Source organism: Pseudomonas nabeulensis (assembly GCF_004682045.1).
Lineage (GTDB): Bacteria > Pseudomonadota > Gammaproteobacteria > Pseudomonadales > Pseudomonadaceae > Aquipseudomonas > Aquipseudomonas nabeulensis.
On record NZ_QUZT01000098.1, the window covers coordinates 1 to 17,066 of the forward strand.

Consider the following 17,066-nt stretch of genomic DNA (forward strand, 5'->3'; position numbering starts at 1 on the left):
TTAGGTACGCGCCTTTACGATAAAGCGATGGGCACGGGCGCGAATAAAATGCTCGGACTAGATCGCTCGGTCCCTAAGATCTGGGCCGCCCCAGGAGCAGTGGACCCGACGCTTCAAGTGTCCGGACTGCCAAAAGAAGCTGACGACATTGTCGATAGATTCGCGACACGAATCGAAAATGCGGCCAATGAACCAAACAGAAAATGGACTGGTACACTGGCCGGCCTGAGTGAGAACGACGCGATCAAGGTTGGTCAAGGAATCCAGTCTGGAATCGATGGTCGAGGAGGAGTGGCAAGCGCAACTAAAGCTGCACGAATCGCTGGTAGCGTTATCAAAATAGTTGCTGTGACAGGCGATATTATTGGCGGCGGTGTCAGTATCGCCAGTGGTGCGCTGACCCTCAAAGACGGGATTCGCTCAAACGATAAAATGATGATTGCTGGTGGCTCACTCAGCATTGCGTCCGGCTCCTTCGGCCTACTTGGCGCTGCCGGCACATTTGCATCAGCAGCAGGTTTCGCAAGTAGAATCACACCATTTTTTGGCCCAATAGGTTTTCTGGTTGGCGGCGTCCTCGGCTTCGCTGGCACCATCGTCTCCATCATCAAGTCGCCGAAGCTCCACAAACTCTCACTTAAAAATTGGGAGCAGATCAAACAGTTCCAACAAGATGGTTTTGTTAGACCTGGTGCTGAGCACAAGTATATTTGGCTACAGACTTACCTGTCTGATTGGGGCCAACGTGATGCCCCCAAGGATCAAAGCATCTTTGATTTCCGAAGGGAAGAAGCGGCCGTGAGTGCCACTCGAAAAGACAACAAAGGGTTGACCCACCTGGATTATAAAGAGGATGGGAAAAACCACGCGACTAAAGAGCGATTGTTCGTACCGGGCCCACAAGTCCGATAGAACGCACTTCTGGCGTGAAATGTTGGTCGAACCCGCGGCCGAGTCGCGCATAACTGAGCAAATTCATCGTTAATAGCTGTGGACGACACGCAATTCGTGCCGTCCACTCGCTATGCATCAATCAAGAGTGCGGAGGTATTACCACCCCATGCAAAATTGTTACCTTCACAATTTATCTGCAGTGGACGTGGTACACCGGACACAATTAAAGGTGCCAACTCAGAAACGCCGCTTTTGATGCAATAATATGCCAGGACAGACGGTCTACGCTTTGTTGGCGTAATAGTTCTGTAGTTGGTCAGGGCTCTCCGGTGTGCAAGCGCCACCGTCTACAATTATGCTTTCCCCAGTCACATACGCTGCCTCACTGCTTGCAAGGAAAAGCATTGCATAACCAATATCTCGAGGCTGGCCCAGTCGACCAACAGGAATCTGAGAAGCAAGACGCTCCATTTCCTCATCAGTCATGAAATCCACTAGCGCTGGCGTGTGCACAAACCCCGGTTCAACAGCATTTACGGTGATTCCATCGCGAGCATACTCTAGCGAAGCCGCCTTGATAAAACCGTTCAAGCCCGCCTTGCTCGCGGCATAGTGAGCGAGTAACGGCATAGCCACTCTAGGGCCTGTCACGGACGAGGTGAACAGCAACCGCCCCTGCTTTTGTGCGCGCATCGATGGGACAACTGCCCTGGTCAACCAAAAAGCGGCCTTCAAATTGACGGCAAAAGTGTCGTCTAACTGCTGCTCCTGAAGATCTTCAATAGACGCGACCGGAACAAAGGCAGCGTTGTGAACAAGCACATCGATCTTCCCGTACTGCGCCAGTACCTGTTCCACGAGCGCGGTGGCACCCTCAGCCGTACTGATATCAGCTTTGATCCAGCGGGCTTTTCCCCCATTGGCCTCAATTATCGCGACAACTTTCTCGCTATTTGCTCCTCGAGCCGCAATAACAACTTCCGCGCCAGCGCTTGCAAATACTTCAGCGATCCCCTGGCCGATACCTTGACTGCCACCGGTGATAACAGCAATTTTTCCGTCTAGTCGAAACATCATTCACTCCGTTATTTAGCCTGCAAGAAAAATTTATTTAGAGTCGCCCCGACAAAACCATTGTGGTCGATTTCCGCCAGGTACGCCGTAACCCATCCGCCTAGCAGGGGCTTGTCGAGCGATGAACTCGATAAGCCCCTTTTCTAAAGTCCGCACCAATCAGCCTTCTGCCTGCTCCGGCCACCCTCATTGACCACCGAAAATCGGTCACGAATCGAGTGAAAATGTCGACTGAGCCTACATGAGCATTTTTGATTTAGGCCCAGCCAATGTCAAACTCTTTATCACTTTAACCACAGATTTCAGACGGCATGGAGGCCGAAAACACAGTTGGAAATTTTTTAAAAGTAATGACAGCAAAAAAATATCGCGACAACGATAAAATATCTATACATATCAACTACTTATAGTATTGACATTTTTTATAAAAAAGGTGTCGATAGTTTTTGCTTTTTTTACCAAGATCATTAACTCGAATTTACTCAAGTATATTTGCTACTCCTGCGTGTGGCGCCCCATGAAATGCCCTGGTTGGGAGCACGTTACAAAATTCTCGACTGCTCCTCTTGTTTCTCCAACGACTACCTACCCCACTCCAGAATTTCGAAATTCTGGAAAATCGCACTGGAGAAATGTTGCATGGTTACACTGAGGTAGCTTAGGCGCTCCGACACCGTTAAATAGCCATCACGAGCACCGCCCCCCTACACACAACCAGGAATGAAGTGCATACGTATGTGATGAACTTAACTTAAAAAGTCTTGCTCACACCCAGTACTACGCTGGCTGAACACACATCATCCTGTCCCATATAATTAAAGCACTCAGCTTCAGAGATATCCGTGTCTACATAAGTAATTGTCCAATCGAAACCGCCCAATGTTTTTGCTAATGAAGCTCCACGAGTATGAAACCGCTGACGAGTCGATCCATCACTTGCATAGAGGTCTAAGTTCAAATCGTGCCAACCATAATTTATCAATAAACTAGCCTCGTAAGGCAAGTTGAAGGTATAACCAAAATATTGATATTTAGCGTTTGGAACATCCTGCATATTGAAGTCATAAATTATGCTATAGCTAAAACCATACGCATTGATCAGCCCGCTTGCCTCATCCGCCGCAAAAATAGCCTCCTTAACATACTCATAATGCGCAATTGATGCTGATAGATTTACCTCTGGGTTTAGCTCCCGATAAATACCAGCATAATACCCTTCCTCTACCCGCGTTTTTGTACCGAAGTCCACATTAGAGATCCAGACACCACCCAGCAGACCACTCTCGTTATGCATAACTGAAAAGTCCCCCTGCACTGCGGGTTTATTTTTAGTCTGGGAAATACCTTGGCTCCGGTAATCGGTAAGCGCATTAAATTTCAAACCCAAAGTGAAGTCGTCACCCAACTCCACTGCCTGCGTAAGTGCCGCGCAGCACGAAAAGACAAATACAACCACAATCTGCTTTATTAAGTTCATGCTACTCCTAGACCTTATTTAGGGCGAAGCCACCCCATAGGGGGGGGGTGTCAATAACGCGCCCCGTCATGAAATTGAGTTTTCAGAAACAGCAGGTAGAGGAATTAATAATTACATTATTTTCTTATTATAGTTTTTTATTGTATTAGGGTTTCCGCTCGACAACTCTGCGAGCCATGAACTCCGGAAAGTAAGACCTGAGGTAAGCAATCGATGCACGAACACCCTCAACAACAAACTCATCACTGATTCGTCCATGCTTGGCATACGATAACTGCCAAACACCATCACTGATAGCAAACGAAATTGCCATTTTCATTTCTACATCGAGACCATCAGACAGGGCGAATTTTCCACTTAACACTTCAGCCAGTTTTCTAGCTGCATGTTGATTCCCTACAACATCCGCCTTGCGTACTTCTGCGCTTACCCCAGCTCCCAGAAACAACTTCATTACTGCCGGATTACTGTTCAAAAACTCCACGCTGGTTTTAAGAATGCACTCTATAAAATCCTGCCACGTCAGCGCATCATGAGGCATATAGGTGTCTATGCACGCTGCGATTTCCTGATGACATCGCTGAGCCAAAGCGGCAAATAAAGATACTTTGTTAGGAAAAAAATGATAGATCGAGGGAAGCGGTATATCAGCGCGATTTGAAATATCCGCGAGGCTAATCTCATCAACATTCAGTTCTAATAAAAGATCGCAGGCCGAATCCAAAAGGAGACTGACGCGTTCTATCGTCCGTCGCTGGGGAGCCCGAGATAGGGCTTTTTTCTTTTCCATTCCGTACGCCTTGGCTTGCCAATAGGTAATTAACCCCCAAGTTTAACGCATGCAGACAATGAATCAAACGCTACAAGGGCGTTGACTGACAGGGCCGCCTGGACAATCCGATGAAAAAAACAATCACGAGTAGAAGCGGCAATGACGTCGTGAGAGCACTTTCAGACCCACTTAACAGATGAAAATTATCCACAATCAACCCCGCCGCAATCACCAGACCTACGAACGCAATACCGGGCGCGACGAGCGTGCTGAAAACCCTGCGGTCCTTACGCTTTCGATAAAAAATCATGATGCCTAGCGCAACTATCACTTGGAGCGCAATCACACCGAGCGTCGCCATGGCCGCAGTTGTAGCACCTACTGTTAGATAGGGATCCGCCCCCTGAAAAGCAGGAATAGCAATGAAGATCGCTACCGTTATCGAGATAAAAATACTGGCGTTAGCGGGAGCCAGTGTTTTGGGATTTATCACCCCAAGAATTTTTGGAAGACTGCCATTCTGCGCAATTATATAAGCATAACGAGTGGCGGCATTATGAAGCGATATGTAACAAGCTATAATGCTATTGCACAACATGAAATTCGTAAATGCTGCAACCCAGCTCCCTGTGTATTGGCGGAATATGTCTATGACAAAATTGCCTTCCAACTTTGTTGCCGCTCCTTGCGCTTGGTCCACGCCGGCGGCGCCGACGATGAGCCAACTACTTAGAAAATAGAACACTGCCACTGAGAAAACGGCAATCATGAGAGCCGCTGGTATGGCCTTGTGCGGATTTTGCGTTTCGCCAGAATACAGCGCGGCCGCCTCAAATCCGATAAACGAAAAAAATCCGATCATCAGCGCGACGCCAAATCCTTCCTTCGCGATATTCGCAGGAGAAAATATTTCCAACGGTAACGCAGCGACTCCCTGCTGAAACCCTATCGACGCGTCCAACACAACTAGTAAAAAAAACTCAACTATTATGATTGCGACTAATAACTTTGCGCCTACATCTGCGGAGAAACGACCCAACACACTAACCAGGACAAACGCGACCGCCGTCCATAACTGCCACCCCCAATCGACCCCATAACCTTTCAGCATCAGATTGGTAAAGTAACCCACGCTTGAAGCTACGGACGCCGTGAGCGCCGTGTAAGAGAACAGTGCAACAAACGCACTTCCCATTCCAATGCGCGCACCGAAGATCGCATGGATACATCGATAGAATGCTCCCTCTCCTGATATATCTACTACTAATTTAGAATAGCCCCAAGCAAAACACAGTAGTACGGCGCCAGCGATGAGATACGCAGTGGGAAGACCCGGCCCTCCCATGATCAAACCAAATGGAACGTTGCCGATTATTGATCCGAGTGGCGCCGCAGTCGCAATGACCATCAATGCAATATGCCAAGTGGTTAATTTCTTTTTTAAGCTTGTCGCCCCAGATTTCACGCAACTTTCTCTAGCAATCACCACTGACTCGGTCATTTTTGTTGTACCTGAGCATATAGTTGGGCAACCCGGAGAGTCGGGTTGCCGTTACCGTTTAGATTAGCGCAGCTTAGAGATTTCTATAAATGCTGCCTCAGATGCTTGAAGCGTAAGCTCAATATCTGCGAACGTATGCGCGGCAGATAAAAACATATTGTGATAGGGGTGCAGATATGCACCGTGCTTCAACATTGCAACGGTCCACGCACCACCGGTCTTGACGTCAGGATCATTGGCAAACAACATCTGAGGCATTACAGCAGGACCGGTCTGTTTAAGTTCGAAATCATAAGCCAGGGCCTGTTTAGCGATGCCGTCTCGAAGGTGCTGTGCAACGGCGATGGTATGTTCGAGGTACTGCGACGATTGCACCTGCTTTAGCGTAGCAAGCGCAGCAGCCATGGGTACAGACGAGTACCAATAAGAACCAGTGACGAAAATTTCTTCGGCGGCCTGGCGCACCTTGTCGGAACCTAGTACTGCTGAAATGCAATGACCATTACCAATCGCTTTACCCCAAGTACTCAAATCTGGCTGCACTCCCATCGCCGACCACACACAGTCGCGTGATAGCCGAAGCCCTGTTCGGACCTCGTCTACGATCAGCAGTGCATCATGCTCATCACAGAGCCTACGAGCCGCCTTTGCGTAATCTTCAGAAGGGAAATAGGCATCCTCGAACACTTCATGCCGGAATGGCGTAGCGTATAACCCAGCAATGTCTCCCTCCGCTGCTTTGAACGCTTCAGTAAGGCTTTCGACATTGTTGTATTCGAAGTAAATAATGTTGGCACGATCTTCTGGCGTTACCCCTTTGAGAACGGGAGTATTCCAGGGAGCTGCGCCGTGGTAAGCGCCAGTCGCCAGCAGAATCTTTTTCTTATTACGATACGCACGTGCCGCCACGAGAGCGATAGACGTGGCATCCGAACCGTTTTTGCAGAACATCGCCCAGTCAGCGTGAGTGATCATTGACACAAATTGCTCGGCCAACGTAACCATCAATTCGCTTGGGCCAGATACTGTGTCGCCGAGCATTAGCTGAGCGAGGGCAGCTGATTCCACTTCAGGATTTCGGTATCCCAACAGATTGGTCCCGAAGCCACACATATAGTCGACGTAGCGATTACCGTCGACATCCCAGGTGTACGCCCCATCCGCTTTGGCAAAGTACTGCGGATAGCCCTTCGGGAGCTGTTTTACCGACTGATGTCCATAGATTCCCCCGGGAATAACCAGCTTGGCGCGCTCGAAAATCGCATCATTTTTTTTCAGCATATTCATTTTAGACTCTCTAAGTGATAGGTTATTTCACTTATAGAATACAATTAGCATGCCAAAATGCGCAAACCGCATAATTCACTGGCAGATAAGCCATGGAGAATTTCATTTTAGTTTTTTTACTGGTGAGATTGCCTCGTCATCGGGCACTGGGACATTTTTATGCCCCAGATTTGCTCCCGATCGCGCGAAACCGACGCACGCTCGGCGCTATGGGTACCAGACGTTGATTCGTGGGAGCCTCGCACACATACCGCAAGCACTTGACGAAGTCTTAGCGTTTAGGACACGGGGCGAGTGGCATCTGAAGTTGCGGCTATTGATACGAGGGGCTTCGTGATAAGCGCACTTGCGCCTAGGCAGTAGTCGCCCGCTCATTGCCTGCAATCAAAATAGACAATGCCCAGGCGGTTGGATCAGGCGCTGCTTAAGCAAGCAGCGCCGTGCTAACGCTTAAATGTCGAATGCTCTGCCGAGCATTTCCTCACTGACGCTCCAAAGTCGAGATGCCGCCACGCCATCAAGAGCGTAAGGCTTGACACCGTAATGGACTGAGGCCGCTAGGACCGACAGGCCAACAGGTTGGCTGTGTGCGACTGCAGCAATTTCAACATCTTCACAGTAGACCCCTCCGACACCTTCAAGTTGTGGACTTACCGCACACCAGACCTGAGTCGCAGCGCCCTGCTGGATCGTTTTGACCCCTTTGGCTGGATCAATGATGGCGTTGCCCTGCTTATCAATCATGCCTGACTCTCGCAAAACTTCGTCCGGTACGTGCACTCCCAAGCCGGTATCCGGAATCGCACCGGGGTGCAGCGAAAATGCTCGTACCCCAGAGGACTTTCCGCGTTTGTCCAACTCAACTGCAAATAAGATATTCGCAGTTTTCGATTGGCCGTAACCTGCCCAAGGATCATAGGCCCGCTGGCTAAAGTTGAGGTCCTCGAAAATCACCGGAGAGAAAGAATGACCCAACGACGAGACCGAGATCACACGTGCACCGCCCGCCTTGACCAAAGCAGGCCATAAGCGAGACACGAGTTGAAAATGCCCAAGGTGGTTGGTTGCAAACTGATATTCATAACCACGAGGATCCAGCCTTAGCTCTGGAAGGGCCATAATACCTGCACTATTGACTAGTATATGCAAAGGCGCCCCTGTAGCTAGAAACTGCTCGGCAAACGCATCGATGGTTGTCGGAGAGAGAAGATCCATCGCTTCGATTTCGACCTTATTAGCCAGCGCCCCCATTTGAACACGGGCGCGCTCGACATCACGGGCAGGCACGATTACCCGCGCGCCAGCCTCTACAAATGCTTTTACCGTCTCAAGCCCTAGCCCAGAATAACCGCCGGTGACGATAGCGATTTTGCCTGCTAAGTCGATGTCGCGCATAACATCTGCGACGGTCGAGGCCGCCGTGAAACCAGATCCAATCGGTGTCTGTGAAGTGATCATGGTGCATCTCCAAAAGAGCGTGACGATGAGGTTTCGGATGGTTGGTTTGTGGCAGGGGAACAAAGCACGGGGTCGCGACATCTTGCATGTAGCGATTGAGGTGGGGGGTCGGTATTCGGAAAGTCTTAAGCAAGCATGTCGTAGGGGGTCGTCGGCGCATTGTCCGCCGGGAGGCACAATCGTGCTCATGCGTAGCCATCCTACTCTTGTCACAGCGGCGCAGTTGAGCTGATAAAAGGCAATTGTGTCTAATTAAGTCATAGCGTATTAACTGGCCCGCCTTTTCCAGCTTACCCAACGACATCAGGCAACACTATAAAAGCCAGTGCTGGATCAGTGAGCTGAGGTCATCAGAAGCGGTGGATTCGCTCAATCGGCCCCGCACCATTTCACGGGAGATAGCCTCAGCGGCGCCAACGATAGCGACGCAGCGACGGCGAAGTAGAATGTCATCCATGGTGCAGCAGGGCCGGAACGCCGCTAAGTAAAAATCGACATATCTGTCATTCAGCGCGTTCTGATACGTCTCCATTTCCTCGTCCCCCTTGAGTGCCGCCGCGATGGCGTGCCACTCCGGGCCGACCGAGGTATTACAGTCCATGTAGGCGACGGCAATCACCCTGGAGATATGTTCGAGTTGTTGCTCCGTTCGCTCTAGGGCAAGCCGCAGCAATGCGATCTGACGCTGGTTAATCTGTTCATTCAGCGCGATCAGCAGCCCCGAACGTGTCTTGAAATGCTCGTAAGCCACTGGTTTGCTCACACCCGCTCGCACTGCCAGAGAACCAAGCGTGAGCGCGTCAGTACCTTCATCACGCACAATCGTCCATGCCGTTGCCAACAATTGTTCGCGACGCTCCGCTTTCACCATTTTGGGCGCAGCCATCAGTCCAACCTCAGTGCAGTAACCGTGTGTCGGAATCTTACTCTTAGTAACATACTAATGGTAGGGTGCGCGCCGCAAAACTCATCTAAGGAAACCTGTATGCCGGTAGTAGCGCGAGAAATCCACCTAAAGAGTCGACCGAGTGGCTTGGCTAGCCGTCATCTCTTCTCCCAAGTCCAAACGACCTTGCCCGCCCTCGCTTCCGGACAGGTACTCGTACGCAATCTGTTCATGTCTGTTGACCCGTACATGCGCGGGCGCATGAATGAAGGTGAAAGCTACATTGCCCCCTTCGAAGTCGGTGCAGTCATGGACGGTGCGGCCGTGGGGTTGGTGGTGGAATCGGCGGATAGCCAATACTTTGTAGGCGATGCGGTCAGTCACTTTTCCGGCTGGCGCGACCGTGCACTTCTGGATGCAGCTAATCTTACGCCAATCAACATTGAACGCGTGTCTATCCAGGCATATTTGGGGGCGTTGGGCCTACCCGGGCATGCCGCATTTTACGGACTGCTGCACATCGCGAAACCTAAGGCCGGCGAGACTGTTTTCGTCTCCTCTGCAGCTGGTGCCGTCGGATCTCTTGTGGCACAAATTGCCAAACTTAAGGGCTGCCGAGTCATTGGCTCCGTGGGTTCAGAGGCAAAAGCCCGATGGCTGCGGGATGAACTAGGCGTGGACGTCGTGATTAACTACAACGATGAACCGGACCTTGAGGTTGCCCTGCGCCGCGCCGCGCCGGAAGGTATCGACGTCTATTTTGACAATGTCGGAGGCGCTCATCTGGAAGCCGCGATTGCCGTCGCGAACAAATTCGCCCGTTTCCCACTGTGCGGTATGGTCGGGCAATACAACAGCCCGGCCGTCGGGCCAAGTAACATCTACACGGTCATTGCGAAAAGCTTGCTGCTGCAGGGTTTCATCGGCATCAATCATTTGGACACTTGGGCGGACTTCACCCAAAACATGAGCAGCTGGATTACCGAAGGGCTAATTAGCACACGGGAGACCATAGTCGATGGCCTCGATAGCGCACCTGAGGCGTTGATGGGTCTATTTTCAGGCGACAACGTCGGCAAAATGTTAGTCCGGCTTGGGTGATAGACCGCCGCCCCCAGACGTAACCGAGCCGTGAGGTACTGAGCGCAGTAATAACAAGTTCATTGCGATAAACAAATACTGGGGATAGATTTGTTTTTAGCGATACTCAATCACGCCGTTAACGGAGGAGAAATGGGTATGGTTTTCCGTAGTGACTCGGTTGACATTGTTCGGGAGTCATTCGAAATTGAAACCCCATCTCAAGGAACGGTGGGCGTTGGGTATAAGATTGTCCTTACCGTAGATGCATCGTCACAGGAACTGGTCGACGCCTACGTATGTTCGCTGGAAATGCTTTCTCAGGTATTCCTTGCCCACCTGCAACCTCTTCCTGCCGATACGATTTCTTCCATCGCCTCCCTAATGATCCCTCAGAAGCCGGTGCCGTCGATGTTACTGCGCGAGACCAGAATGCTGGCACAGGCCAAAACCGAGATTCTTCAAAGTAGCGACTGGGTGACGGCCAACGGGATCTCGAATCTTGCACAGCTCAGCTCCAGTAACCCCAGCTCGCAGCCGAACAAATGGAAGCAGGCCGGGAAGATTTTTGCTCTGCGCCATAAAGGCATTGATTATTTCCCGATCTACGGACTCGACCCAACACGAGGCTTTCGCCCGTTTTCTACGCTTAAATGTGTAATTTCGACGCTGTCTACGATGAAGGATGGATGGGCAATGGCTTTCTGGTTTGCGTCGCCAAATACCTTCCTTGGCGGCAAACGCCCCAAAGAAATCTTCTCAACCGATCCCGCGGGCGTTCTCTCAGCCGCTAAAGACGAGGTGTCAGGGGCCGAACCTGGATGACCTCCGCCGAGGTCGCCACCATTGACGGTGCCAGAACTGGCGATCGAGAAAAAAGAAAACGACTTCATAGGGAGCTTTCTGTCCCCTCGAGAAGTGCGAATGAATAACAGCCTCCGTCGGCGCGAGCAAAGACCACAGAGTCGGAAATCTCGGAGATCCAATCCGGCGGACCTTATTTCTAATGTAAGGCGACTTTGAGTCGAAAACGATTGACCACCCGCCGTGCCGATACCGCATCTACCCCTCTGCCTATAAAATTATAGTGAGGATAAATTGGTACATTCCACTGAGTACTCCTCCAGCACAACGCCCTGTCGCTCACTAAGGTACGCGAGGGATCCGTCTACATGGTGAACAGAGCAGGCGGATTCCCCTCACTCGAAAATGAACCGGACGAGTGTACAGTCGTCGGAGATGAACGCATCAGAGATGCCAACCGTAAATTGGAATCTCTTATTTCATCTGACCTCAGCGGCCTAATCCCGGCCGCAATCATGACCATGGAGGCCCTTCACTGGTACCTAGTTATTCTTCAATCCGTTTACGTTTGGCCTTCCCGCGAAGTCGCTCACCGCGTTCAATCTCTTCCCTTGTCAAAGACATCGCCCGGGTTGAACCCATATATCTGATCTCAGGGCGGGATCGATATGCGAAATAACCCCACGACAAGCTGGCCAACATGGTGATTGCGCCGAACCCGCCAGCGGTAATTTTGATCGTAGGCGACTCCAACCAAACTACCTGATCCCCTGTCACCCCTACACAGAGCATCACTATCCCGGCGATCAACGTTATCATCCCTCCTGTCACCAGGGTGTAGCAAATCAACGCTCGTTGTTTCAGGTGCATCATGAACAAGTTGACTTCGGCCAACGCGACACTTTCTCTTTCCATGGGTCACCCGCTGGCTCTGCCTGATTGTATTAAGAACGTTCGTTAAAGGGCGCAATGCACCAGCATGAACGAAGAGACTCCTCACTTACGCCCTCCCGATGCCTATAACGCTTAATTAATACGGGGGCGCCAAAAATTGATCTAATCCGCCGAAATAGTGCGCCGAAGCGGGTGCATCCACCAGCACCCACTGTCATGCACTCTACCAACTAGCACACTGGGCGCGCATCAATGCAGAGTGTCTATCAGGGACCTCGGGGGCCAAAAAGACCCTATGGGATAACATTTGCAATCACCTGAACATCACTTCTTCAACCAAGACTCTACAGTGGCGGAACCGTGTTCTGCCTTCCACTCTTTCAAAATTTTGTGGTTGCCTCCTTTGGTTTCGACAACTTCCCCAGTTGCTGGATTTTTGTAGACTTTCACTTGGCGTGGCTTGCGTGTGAGCGTTTGCGACTGTGCTGCTGGGACGCGCCGACCGACTTGTGGGTCTAGCAGGTTAATGACGTCTTTTAAGCTATAACCGTACTTCGCAAGCAATGCTCGGAGTTTCGTTTCAAATTCAATTTCTTGCTTCAGGCCAGCATCACCCTTTAGAGCTTCTAGCGCCTGAAGCTGTTCGGCCAAGTGTTTTTCGAGCTGACGGTATTCCGCAAGTTTAGACATGAGAACCTCTTTTTGATTGGTGTTTAGCAGCACACTACACTAAAAATAAACTTACGGACTGTAGAAAGCTCTACATTTTTCCAATGAGTGTTTTGCCACAATACACAATGGATAGTGTAGTGCTGAAAAATCAGTCGATTTTGTCATTGCTACCGGGATTCACGGTATACCTGTCAAAGCTGCCGCCGTCGCGGAAGAAGTCATCGGTTACGACCACGCCGAAGTCGTCGGTCAGTCTGTCATTGTCGTTCTCACCGAACATCGTTTGAATACGCCTTTCCTGCTTAAGATTGGCAACGGCTTGGAAAAAGCAACGTTCACATAGATGTACCTCATAGCGCTCCCCATCATGGGCTGAACCGGATCCCCAGTGGGCCTGCAGCACGCCGTACCGGAGGCTACCACCCTCGAAGCGAGTGCTATCGAGGCAGACATCGCACAGGAGGTCGCGGACGACCTCAACCGCTTGCTTTTCTTTAATGTTCATCAGCACCACTCGCAGTCATTAGTCGCGCAACTATCGAGCGCTCCAGAATTAAAAAATCAACCCTTCTGCTAATTGAATCAGCACCTCTTCTACTTGGCGGGTGCCCGGGCTGGTCGAGAGCATCGCAATGGGACTTTTACCTGAGAAGCGTGTCTTGGGTTTGGACAGCCAGCGTCTGGCCTTCTCATCGCTTTCGAAGAGCACTTCGGCCATGGCGTTGATATGAGCAAAACGAAACAAACGATCACTCTGATCCACGCTCAGTCGCTGACCGTCTGCCAATCGCATTTTGAGGGGCTTGAACGGAATAATCTGGTCGCACCCGACATCACTGATGTGTACCGAGATCACCTAGCAAGTTGATCCTAGCGTCCAAGAAGCCAGCCTCGATCAGCTCGTGGATGTCCTGATCTTAAGCGTCGATGGGAATGGGAAGAAGCATGCTCAACCGGGCTAGATAGGCTCGGCAAGTACTCCGGCGCATCACTTCTGCCGACATGAGTCGCCTCCACAGTGCGGCTTGGCGTGCAACAACCGAAATTTCACCGTTGCTCTGAAATTAGATTCACCAACACGTCACGTCAGTCGTGCTCCACCAAAATGGAAGAGCGCGTACCCGCCAGTGCGCCAATGGGCTCCAGCACGCACTCCCCGCAAAGCGCTGCGTCTAAGAATCGGTGCGCTCGGGCAGAGCGCCCCTTTAAAACGCCCTGAACCTCAGACTTGACCTGCTCAGCCATCTGCCACTTCGTCGTTGTGATTTTGTGTTTGCCTTTCATCGGGCTTCTCGTATTCAGTCATACACCTGTTCAGCCCCGGGCGATTAGGCATCCGCCGCTCGATGGCGAGTGCTTGCCCTGATCTGCTGCATGTCAAAGCAGTAAGCTCGCCAAGCTGGATGAACAAGCACGAAAATAACCCATCTTTCTGCCTGGCGTACCGTCCCGCGACGCTGTAAACACAAAAAACGCACTGAGGTTTGAGAATCTTATATTCTCAAACCTGTTAAACCACTCGCCTCTAGCGCCAATCAGTCACGTTGTACAGCTGTAATAACATAGGCCGTAGCCCAGTACGAAATCGTCGCGAGCGCAGTCATTTTGACTCGCTCGGCTGCCGGAGCCAGTCACCGAACGGCGTGTCGGCCTCCACGTAGCGCAGCGCACTGTGCACATCCCGCCAGCCGACATACTCCATCAGGGCTTTCGTACTCCATTGATTGCGCGTGGCCCAGGTGGCAAACCCGCGACGTAGAGAGTGGCCGCTGTAGCGCGCGCCGGCGACCCCACCGCGGGTCAAGGCCCGGCGTAATACCCGCGCCACGCTGTACGGGTGCAGCGCCTCAGGCGAGAGATGGCCCCAGCGATCGATGCCACAAAACACCGGCCCCCGCTGCAATTGACTGAGTGCCAGCCACTCCTCGTACGCCTGCACCGGACACAGGCGTTTTAACGCCGGCACACTGACGGTGCGGCCCTGATGCTCACGGTCGGATTTGCTTCGGGAGAGGAACAGGCTCAGCCCTTCGTCCGGCACGAGCTGATTGGTTTCAATGCGCAGGCGACACAAATCGTCACTGCGAAAGGCCCGCCAGAAACCCAGTAAGAGCAAGGCCCGGTCACGGCTGGCGCGCAGACGCACGGATAGCTGCGGTGACGTTTGCTCCAGCTGCAGCGCTGCCACGCACTGCTCCAACTCGAGCAGTTGCAAGGGCTCGGCTTGGCGCACTGGCCGCGGGTGCAAGGCCTGAATACCGCGCAACACCTCCCGCACCTGCGGCGTTTTGGTCGGGTCGACAAACCCATGATTCAGGTGCCAGCGCGCCAAAGCCGCCAGGTGACCGCGCAAGGTGCTGATCGACAGGACTTCAGCATGCTCAGCCAGGTAACGCACAATGCTGTCACTGGAGGCCGGGAGAAACCCACCCCAACCCGCCTCATAATGCGCCAAGGCCTGCTGGTAGCGCCGGGTGGTACTTTCCCGCCGTGCGGCCTGAAGATACCGCTCTACAGCCGTCGTCATCGGTTTGCCCTCCTCGCCGCCACCGGCGATTGCCCCGGCTTGGGTGAACGGTGGCGCGATCACCGTTCAACACCAAGCAAATCGACCACCATGCGCCATACTGCATAACTACCGGGAACCCGACAGGAGCTCCTGACATGGCCCGTGGTGGTATCAACAAAGCCCTGGTGCACTCCGCGCGTGACGCGTTGCTGGCCCGTGGGCTTTATCCCAGCATCGACCTTGTGCGCGTGGAGCTGGGCAATACCGGCTCGAAAAGCACGATCCAACGCTACCTGAAGGAACTCAATACCCCCCCTGCCGTCGACACCGCGTCACTGCCGAAGGTCAGTGAAGAAATGCTCTCGTTGGTGACGAGCCTAGCCGAACGGCTGACGCAACAAGCGCAAGAAGCGGTGGCTGAAGAACGGACGCAACTCGATCGACAGCAGACGCGCTATCACCAGGAGCATGCGCAACTGCGTGAACGCCTCGATCAAGCATTGGAAAGGATCTGCGCCCAAACAACTGAAATTGAAACGCAGCGTCAGCGTGAACGGCAGCTATACGAGCAGTTAAAAGACAGCGAAGGTGAACGCCAACGCTTGCTTCAGTTGGTGGCGGGCCAGCAACAGATGCTCGAGGAGCGAGCCAACCATGTGAAGTCACTGGAGGAAAAACATCAACATGCCCGGGAGGGACTGGAGCACTATCGGCAAGAGCAACTCGCCCAACGCGGACAAGAATTGCGCCGACACGAGCAGCAAATCCATGAATTACGCCAAGAGCTACAAACATCGCAGAATTCGCAAATGGCTAAACAAGAAGAATTGGTTAACGTTTATCGCGAGCACGAACGCCTGCTTCATGAATCTCGCCGGCAACAGGAGCAGCTCCGACAACACACAAAAACCATCCGCGACCATCAGCAAACCAACGACAGATTAAGCGAACAGGTGCGTCAATTACTCACTGAACAAGCCCTATTGCGTGACCGGGTTAACCCTTACCTGCTTCAGTGCCGTAACGATCGGCGCCACTTACGTGGGCAGGCGCGTCAAATTGAGACGCTACAAACCTTGTTGCGCCAGTTGACCCCCTCTGCCTAGATCTTGGCATTTCGTCATGCCATGCGTGGCCACGATTACTCAATATGTGCACGTTCAACACGCTGGTTTATCAACAAGCGTCTGGTCAAGGTCTCCGTCATGTAGGGTGCATGTTCTAACGCCAGGCCGTCAATCGATTGGCCTAGGGAATCTCCGAACAAGCCTTCAGTTATGCGAGAATCCCCGCAACACCTGATCCGAGCCGCCCATGAGCCAGATGAGCTTTTCCGACTTTGAGTACGCCGGCAAGCGCAAGCAAACCCGCCGAGAGCGCTTCCTCGCCGAAATGGATCAGGTGGTGCCCTGGGCAGGCCTGCTGGAGCTGATCGAACCGTTCTACCCCAAGGCCGGCGGCGGTAGAAAACCCTATCCTCTGGAAACCATGCTGCGCATCCATCTGTTGCAGAACTGGTTCTCCCTGAGCGACCCGGCCATGGAAGAAGCGCTCTACGAAATCACGCCCATGCGCCAGTTTGCACGTTTGACCTTGAGCGCGCCAATCCCCGAAGACACCACGATCATGAACTTCCGGCACTTGCTGGAGAAGCATCAGCTCGCACCGGCAATCCTTGCGGTCATCAATGGTTATCTGCAGGAAAAAGGCCTGTCGCTGCGCCAAGGCACCATCGTCGATGCCACCATTATTCATGCC

General features: G+C 52.1%; 15 protein-coding genes and 2 pseudogenes. 5 read left to right on the forward strand and 12 right to left on the reverse strand.

Annotated elements, in window-relative coordinates; genetic code table 11:
* Positions 1 to 912 (forward strand): annotated as a pseudogene (locus DYL61_RS31385) (hypothetical protein); the annotation flags it as partial.
* A gap of 264 nt (positions 913 to 1,176) precedes the next feature.
* On the opposite strand, the gene DYL61_RS29385 reads toward DYL61_RS31385, so the two are convergent.
* The 7 genes from DYL61_RS29385 to DYL61_RS29415 form a co-directional block, all read right to left on the reverse strand.
* Complete coding sequence (locus DYL61_RS29385; RefSeq protein WP_135311277.1) at positions 1,177 to 1,968, reverse strand: SDR family oxidoreductase; 792 nt, start codon at positions 1,966 to 1,968, stop codon at positions 1,177 to 1,179.
* Between the two features lie 751 nt (positions 1,969 to 2,719).
* A complete protein-coding gene (locus tag DYL61_RS29390; protein ID WP_135311278.1) occupies positions 2,720 to 3,445 on the reverse strand; it encodes a TorF family putative porin in 726 nt (241 codons plus the stop codon).
* A 145-nt stretch (positions 3,446 to 3,590) separates the two neighbouring features.
* A complete protein-coding gene (locus DYL61_RS29395) occupies positions 3,591 to 4,235 on the reverse strand; it encodes a TetR/AcrR family transcriptional regulator (RefSeq protein WP_135311279.1) in 645 nt (214 codons plus the stop codon).
* A 70-nt stretch (positions 4,236 to 4,305) separates the two neighbouring features.
* The gene (locus tag DYL61_RS29400; RefSeq protein ID WP_135311280.1) at positions 4,306 to 5,718 is read right to left on the reverse strand and encodes an APC family permease; all 1,413 of its coding nucleotides are present in this window, start codon (positions 5,716 to 5,718) and stop codon (positions 4,306 to 4,308) included.
* A gap of 63 nt (positions 5,719 to 5,781) precedes the next feature.
* Positions 5,782 to 7,005 (reverse strand): aminotransferase class III-fold pyridoxal phosphate-dependent enzyme, encoded by a 1,224-nt coding sequence (locus DYL61_RS29405; RefSeq protein ID WP_135311281.1) that lies wholly within the window; start codon positions 7,003 to 7,005, stop codon positions 5,782 to 5,784.
* A 450-nt stretch (positions 7,006 to 7,455) separates the two neighbouring features.
* Positions 7,456 to 8,463, reverse strand: coding sequence for an SDR family NAD(P)-dependent oxidoreductase (locus tag DYL61_RS29410; RefSeq protein WP_135311282.1), 1,008 nt, complete (start codon positions 8,461 to 8,463; stop codon positions 7,456 to 7,458).
* A gap of 313 nt (positions 8,464 to 8,776) precedes the next feature.
* Positions 8,777 to 9,349 carry a TetR/AcrR family transcriptional regulator gene (locus tag DYL61_RS29415; RefSeq protein WP_135311283.1) on the reverse strand — a complete coding sequence of 191 codons (573 nt, stop codon included), beginning with the start codon at positions 9,347 to 9,349 and terminating at the stop codon, positions 8,777 to 8,779.
* 99 nt (positions 9,350 to 9,448) lie between these two features.
* Here DYL61_RS29415 and DYL61_RS29420 point away from each other — a divergent pair, with 99 nt between their 5' ends.
* Together DYL61_RS29420 and DYL61_RS29425 are read left to right on the forward strand one after the other, a co-directional pair.
* Complete coding sequence (locus DYL61_RS29420; protein ID WP_135311284.1) at positions 9,449 to 10,450, forward strand: NADP-dependent oxidoreductase; 1,002 nt, start codon at positions 9,449 to 9,451, stop codon at positions 10,448 to 10,450.
* A 138-nt stretch (positions 10,451 to 10,588) separates the two neighbouring features.
* Positions 10,589 to 11,254, forward strand: a complete 666-nt coding sequence (locus DYL61_RS29425) for a hypothetical protein (RefSeq protein ID WP_135311285.1) — start codon at positions 10,589 to 10,591, stop codon at positions 11,252 to 11,254.
* 525 nt (positions 11,255 to 11,779) lie between these two features.
* On the opposite strand, the gene DYL61_RS29430 is transcribed toward DYL61_RS29425, so the two are convergent.
* The 5 genes from DYL61_RS29430 to DYL61_RS29450 form a co-directional block, all read right to left on the reverse strand.
* A complete protein-coding gene (locus DYL61_RS29430; protein ID WP_135311286.1) occupies positions 11,780 to 12,148 on the reverse strand; it encodes a hypothetical protein in 369 nt (122 codons plus the stop codon).
* A gap of 303 nt (positions 12,149 to 12,451) precedes the next feature.
* Positions 12,452 to 12,817 carry a histone-like nucleoid-structuring protein, MvaT/MvaU family gene (locus DYL61_RS29435; RefSeq protein ID WP_135311287.1) on the reverse strand — a complete coding sequence of 122 codons (366 nt, stop codon included), beginning with the start codon at positions 12,815 to 12,817 and terminating at the stop codon, positions 12,452 to 12,454.
* A 130-nt stretch (positions 12,818 to 12,947) separates the two neighbouring features.
* Entirely contained in the window at positions 12,948 to 13,304 is a 357-nt protein-coding gene (locus tag DYL61_RS29440; RefSeq protein ID WP_135311288.1) for a hypothetical protein, read from the reverse strand.
* Between the two features lie 48 nt (positions 13,305 to 13,352).
* Entirely contained in the window at positions 13,353 to 13,655 is a 303-nt protein-coding gene (locus DYL61_RS29445) for an antitoxin Xre/MbcA/ParS toxin-binding domain-containing protein (protein ID WP_238704623.1), read from the reverse strand.
* Positions 13,656 to 14,399: 744 nt separating this feature from the next.
* Positions 14,400 to 15,389 (reverse strand): site-specific integrase, encoded by a 990-nt coding sequence (locus tag DYL61_RS29450; protein ID WP_135311289.1) that lies wholly within the window; start codon positions 15,387 to 15,389, stop codon positions 14,400 to 14,402.
* Between the two features lie 74 nt (positions 15,390 to 15,463).
* Between DYL61_RS29450 and DYL61_RS29455 the strand changes: the two genes are divergently transcribed.
* Together DYL61_RS29455 and DYL61_RS29460 are read left to right on the forward strand one after the other, a co-directional pair.
* Entirely contained in the window at positions 15,464 to 16,414 is a 951-nt protein-coding gene (locus DYL61_RS29455) for a DNA-binding protein (protein ID WP_135311290.1), read from the forward strand.
* A 208-nt stretch (positions 16,415 to 16,622) separates the two neighbouring features.
* A pseudogene (locus DYL61_RS29460) lies at positions 16,623 to 17,066 on the forward strand (IS5-like element ISPa41 family transposase); the annotation flags it as partial.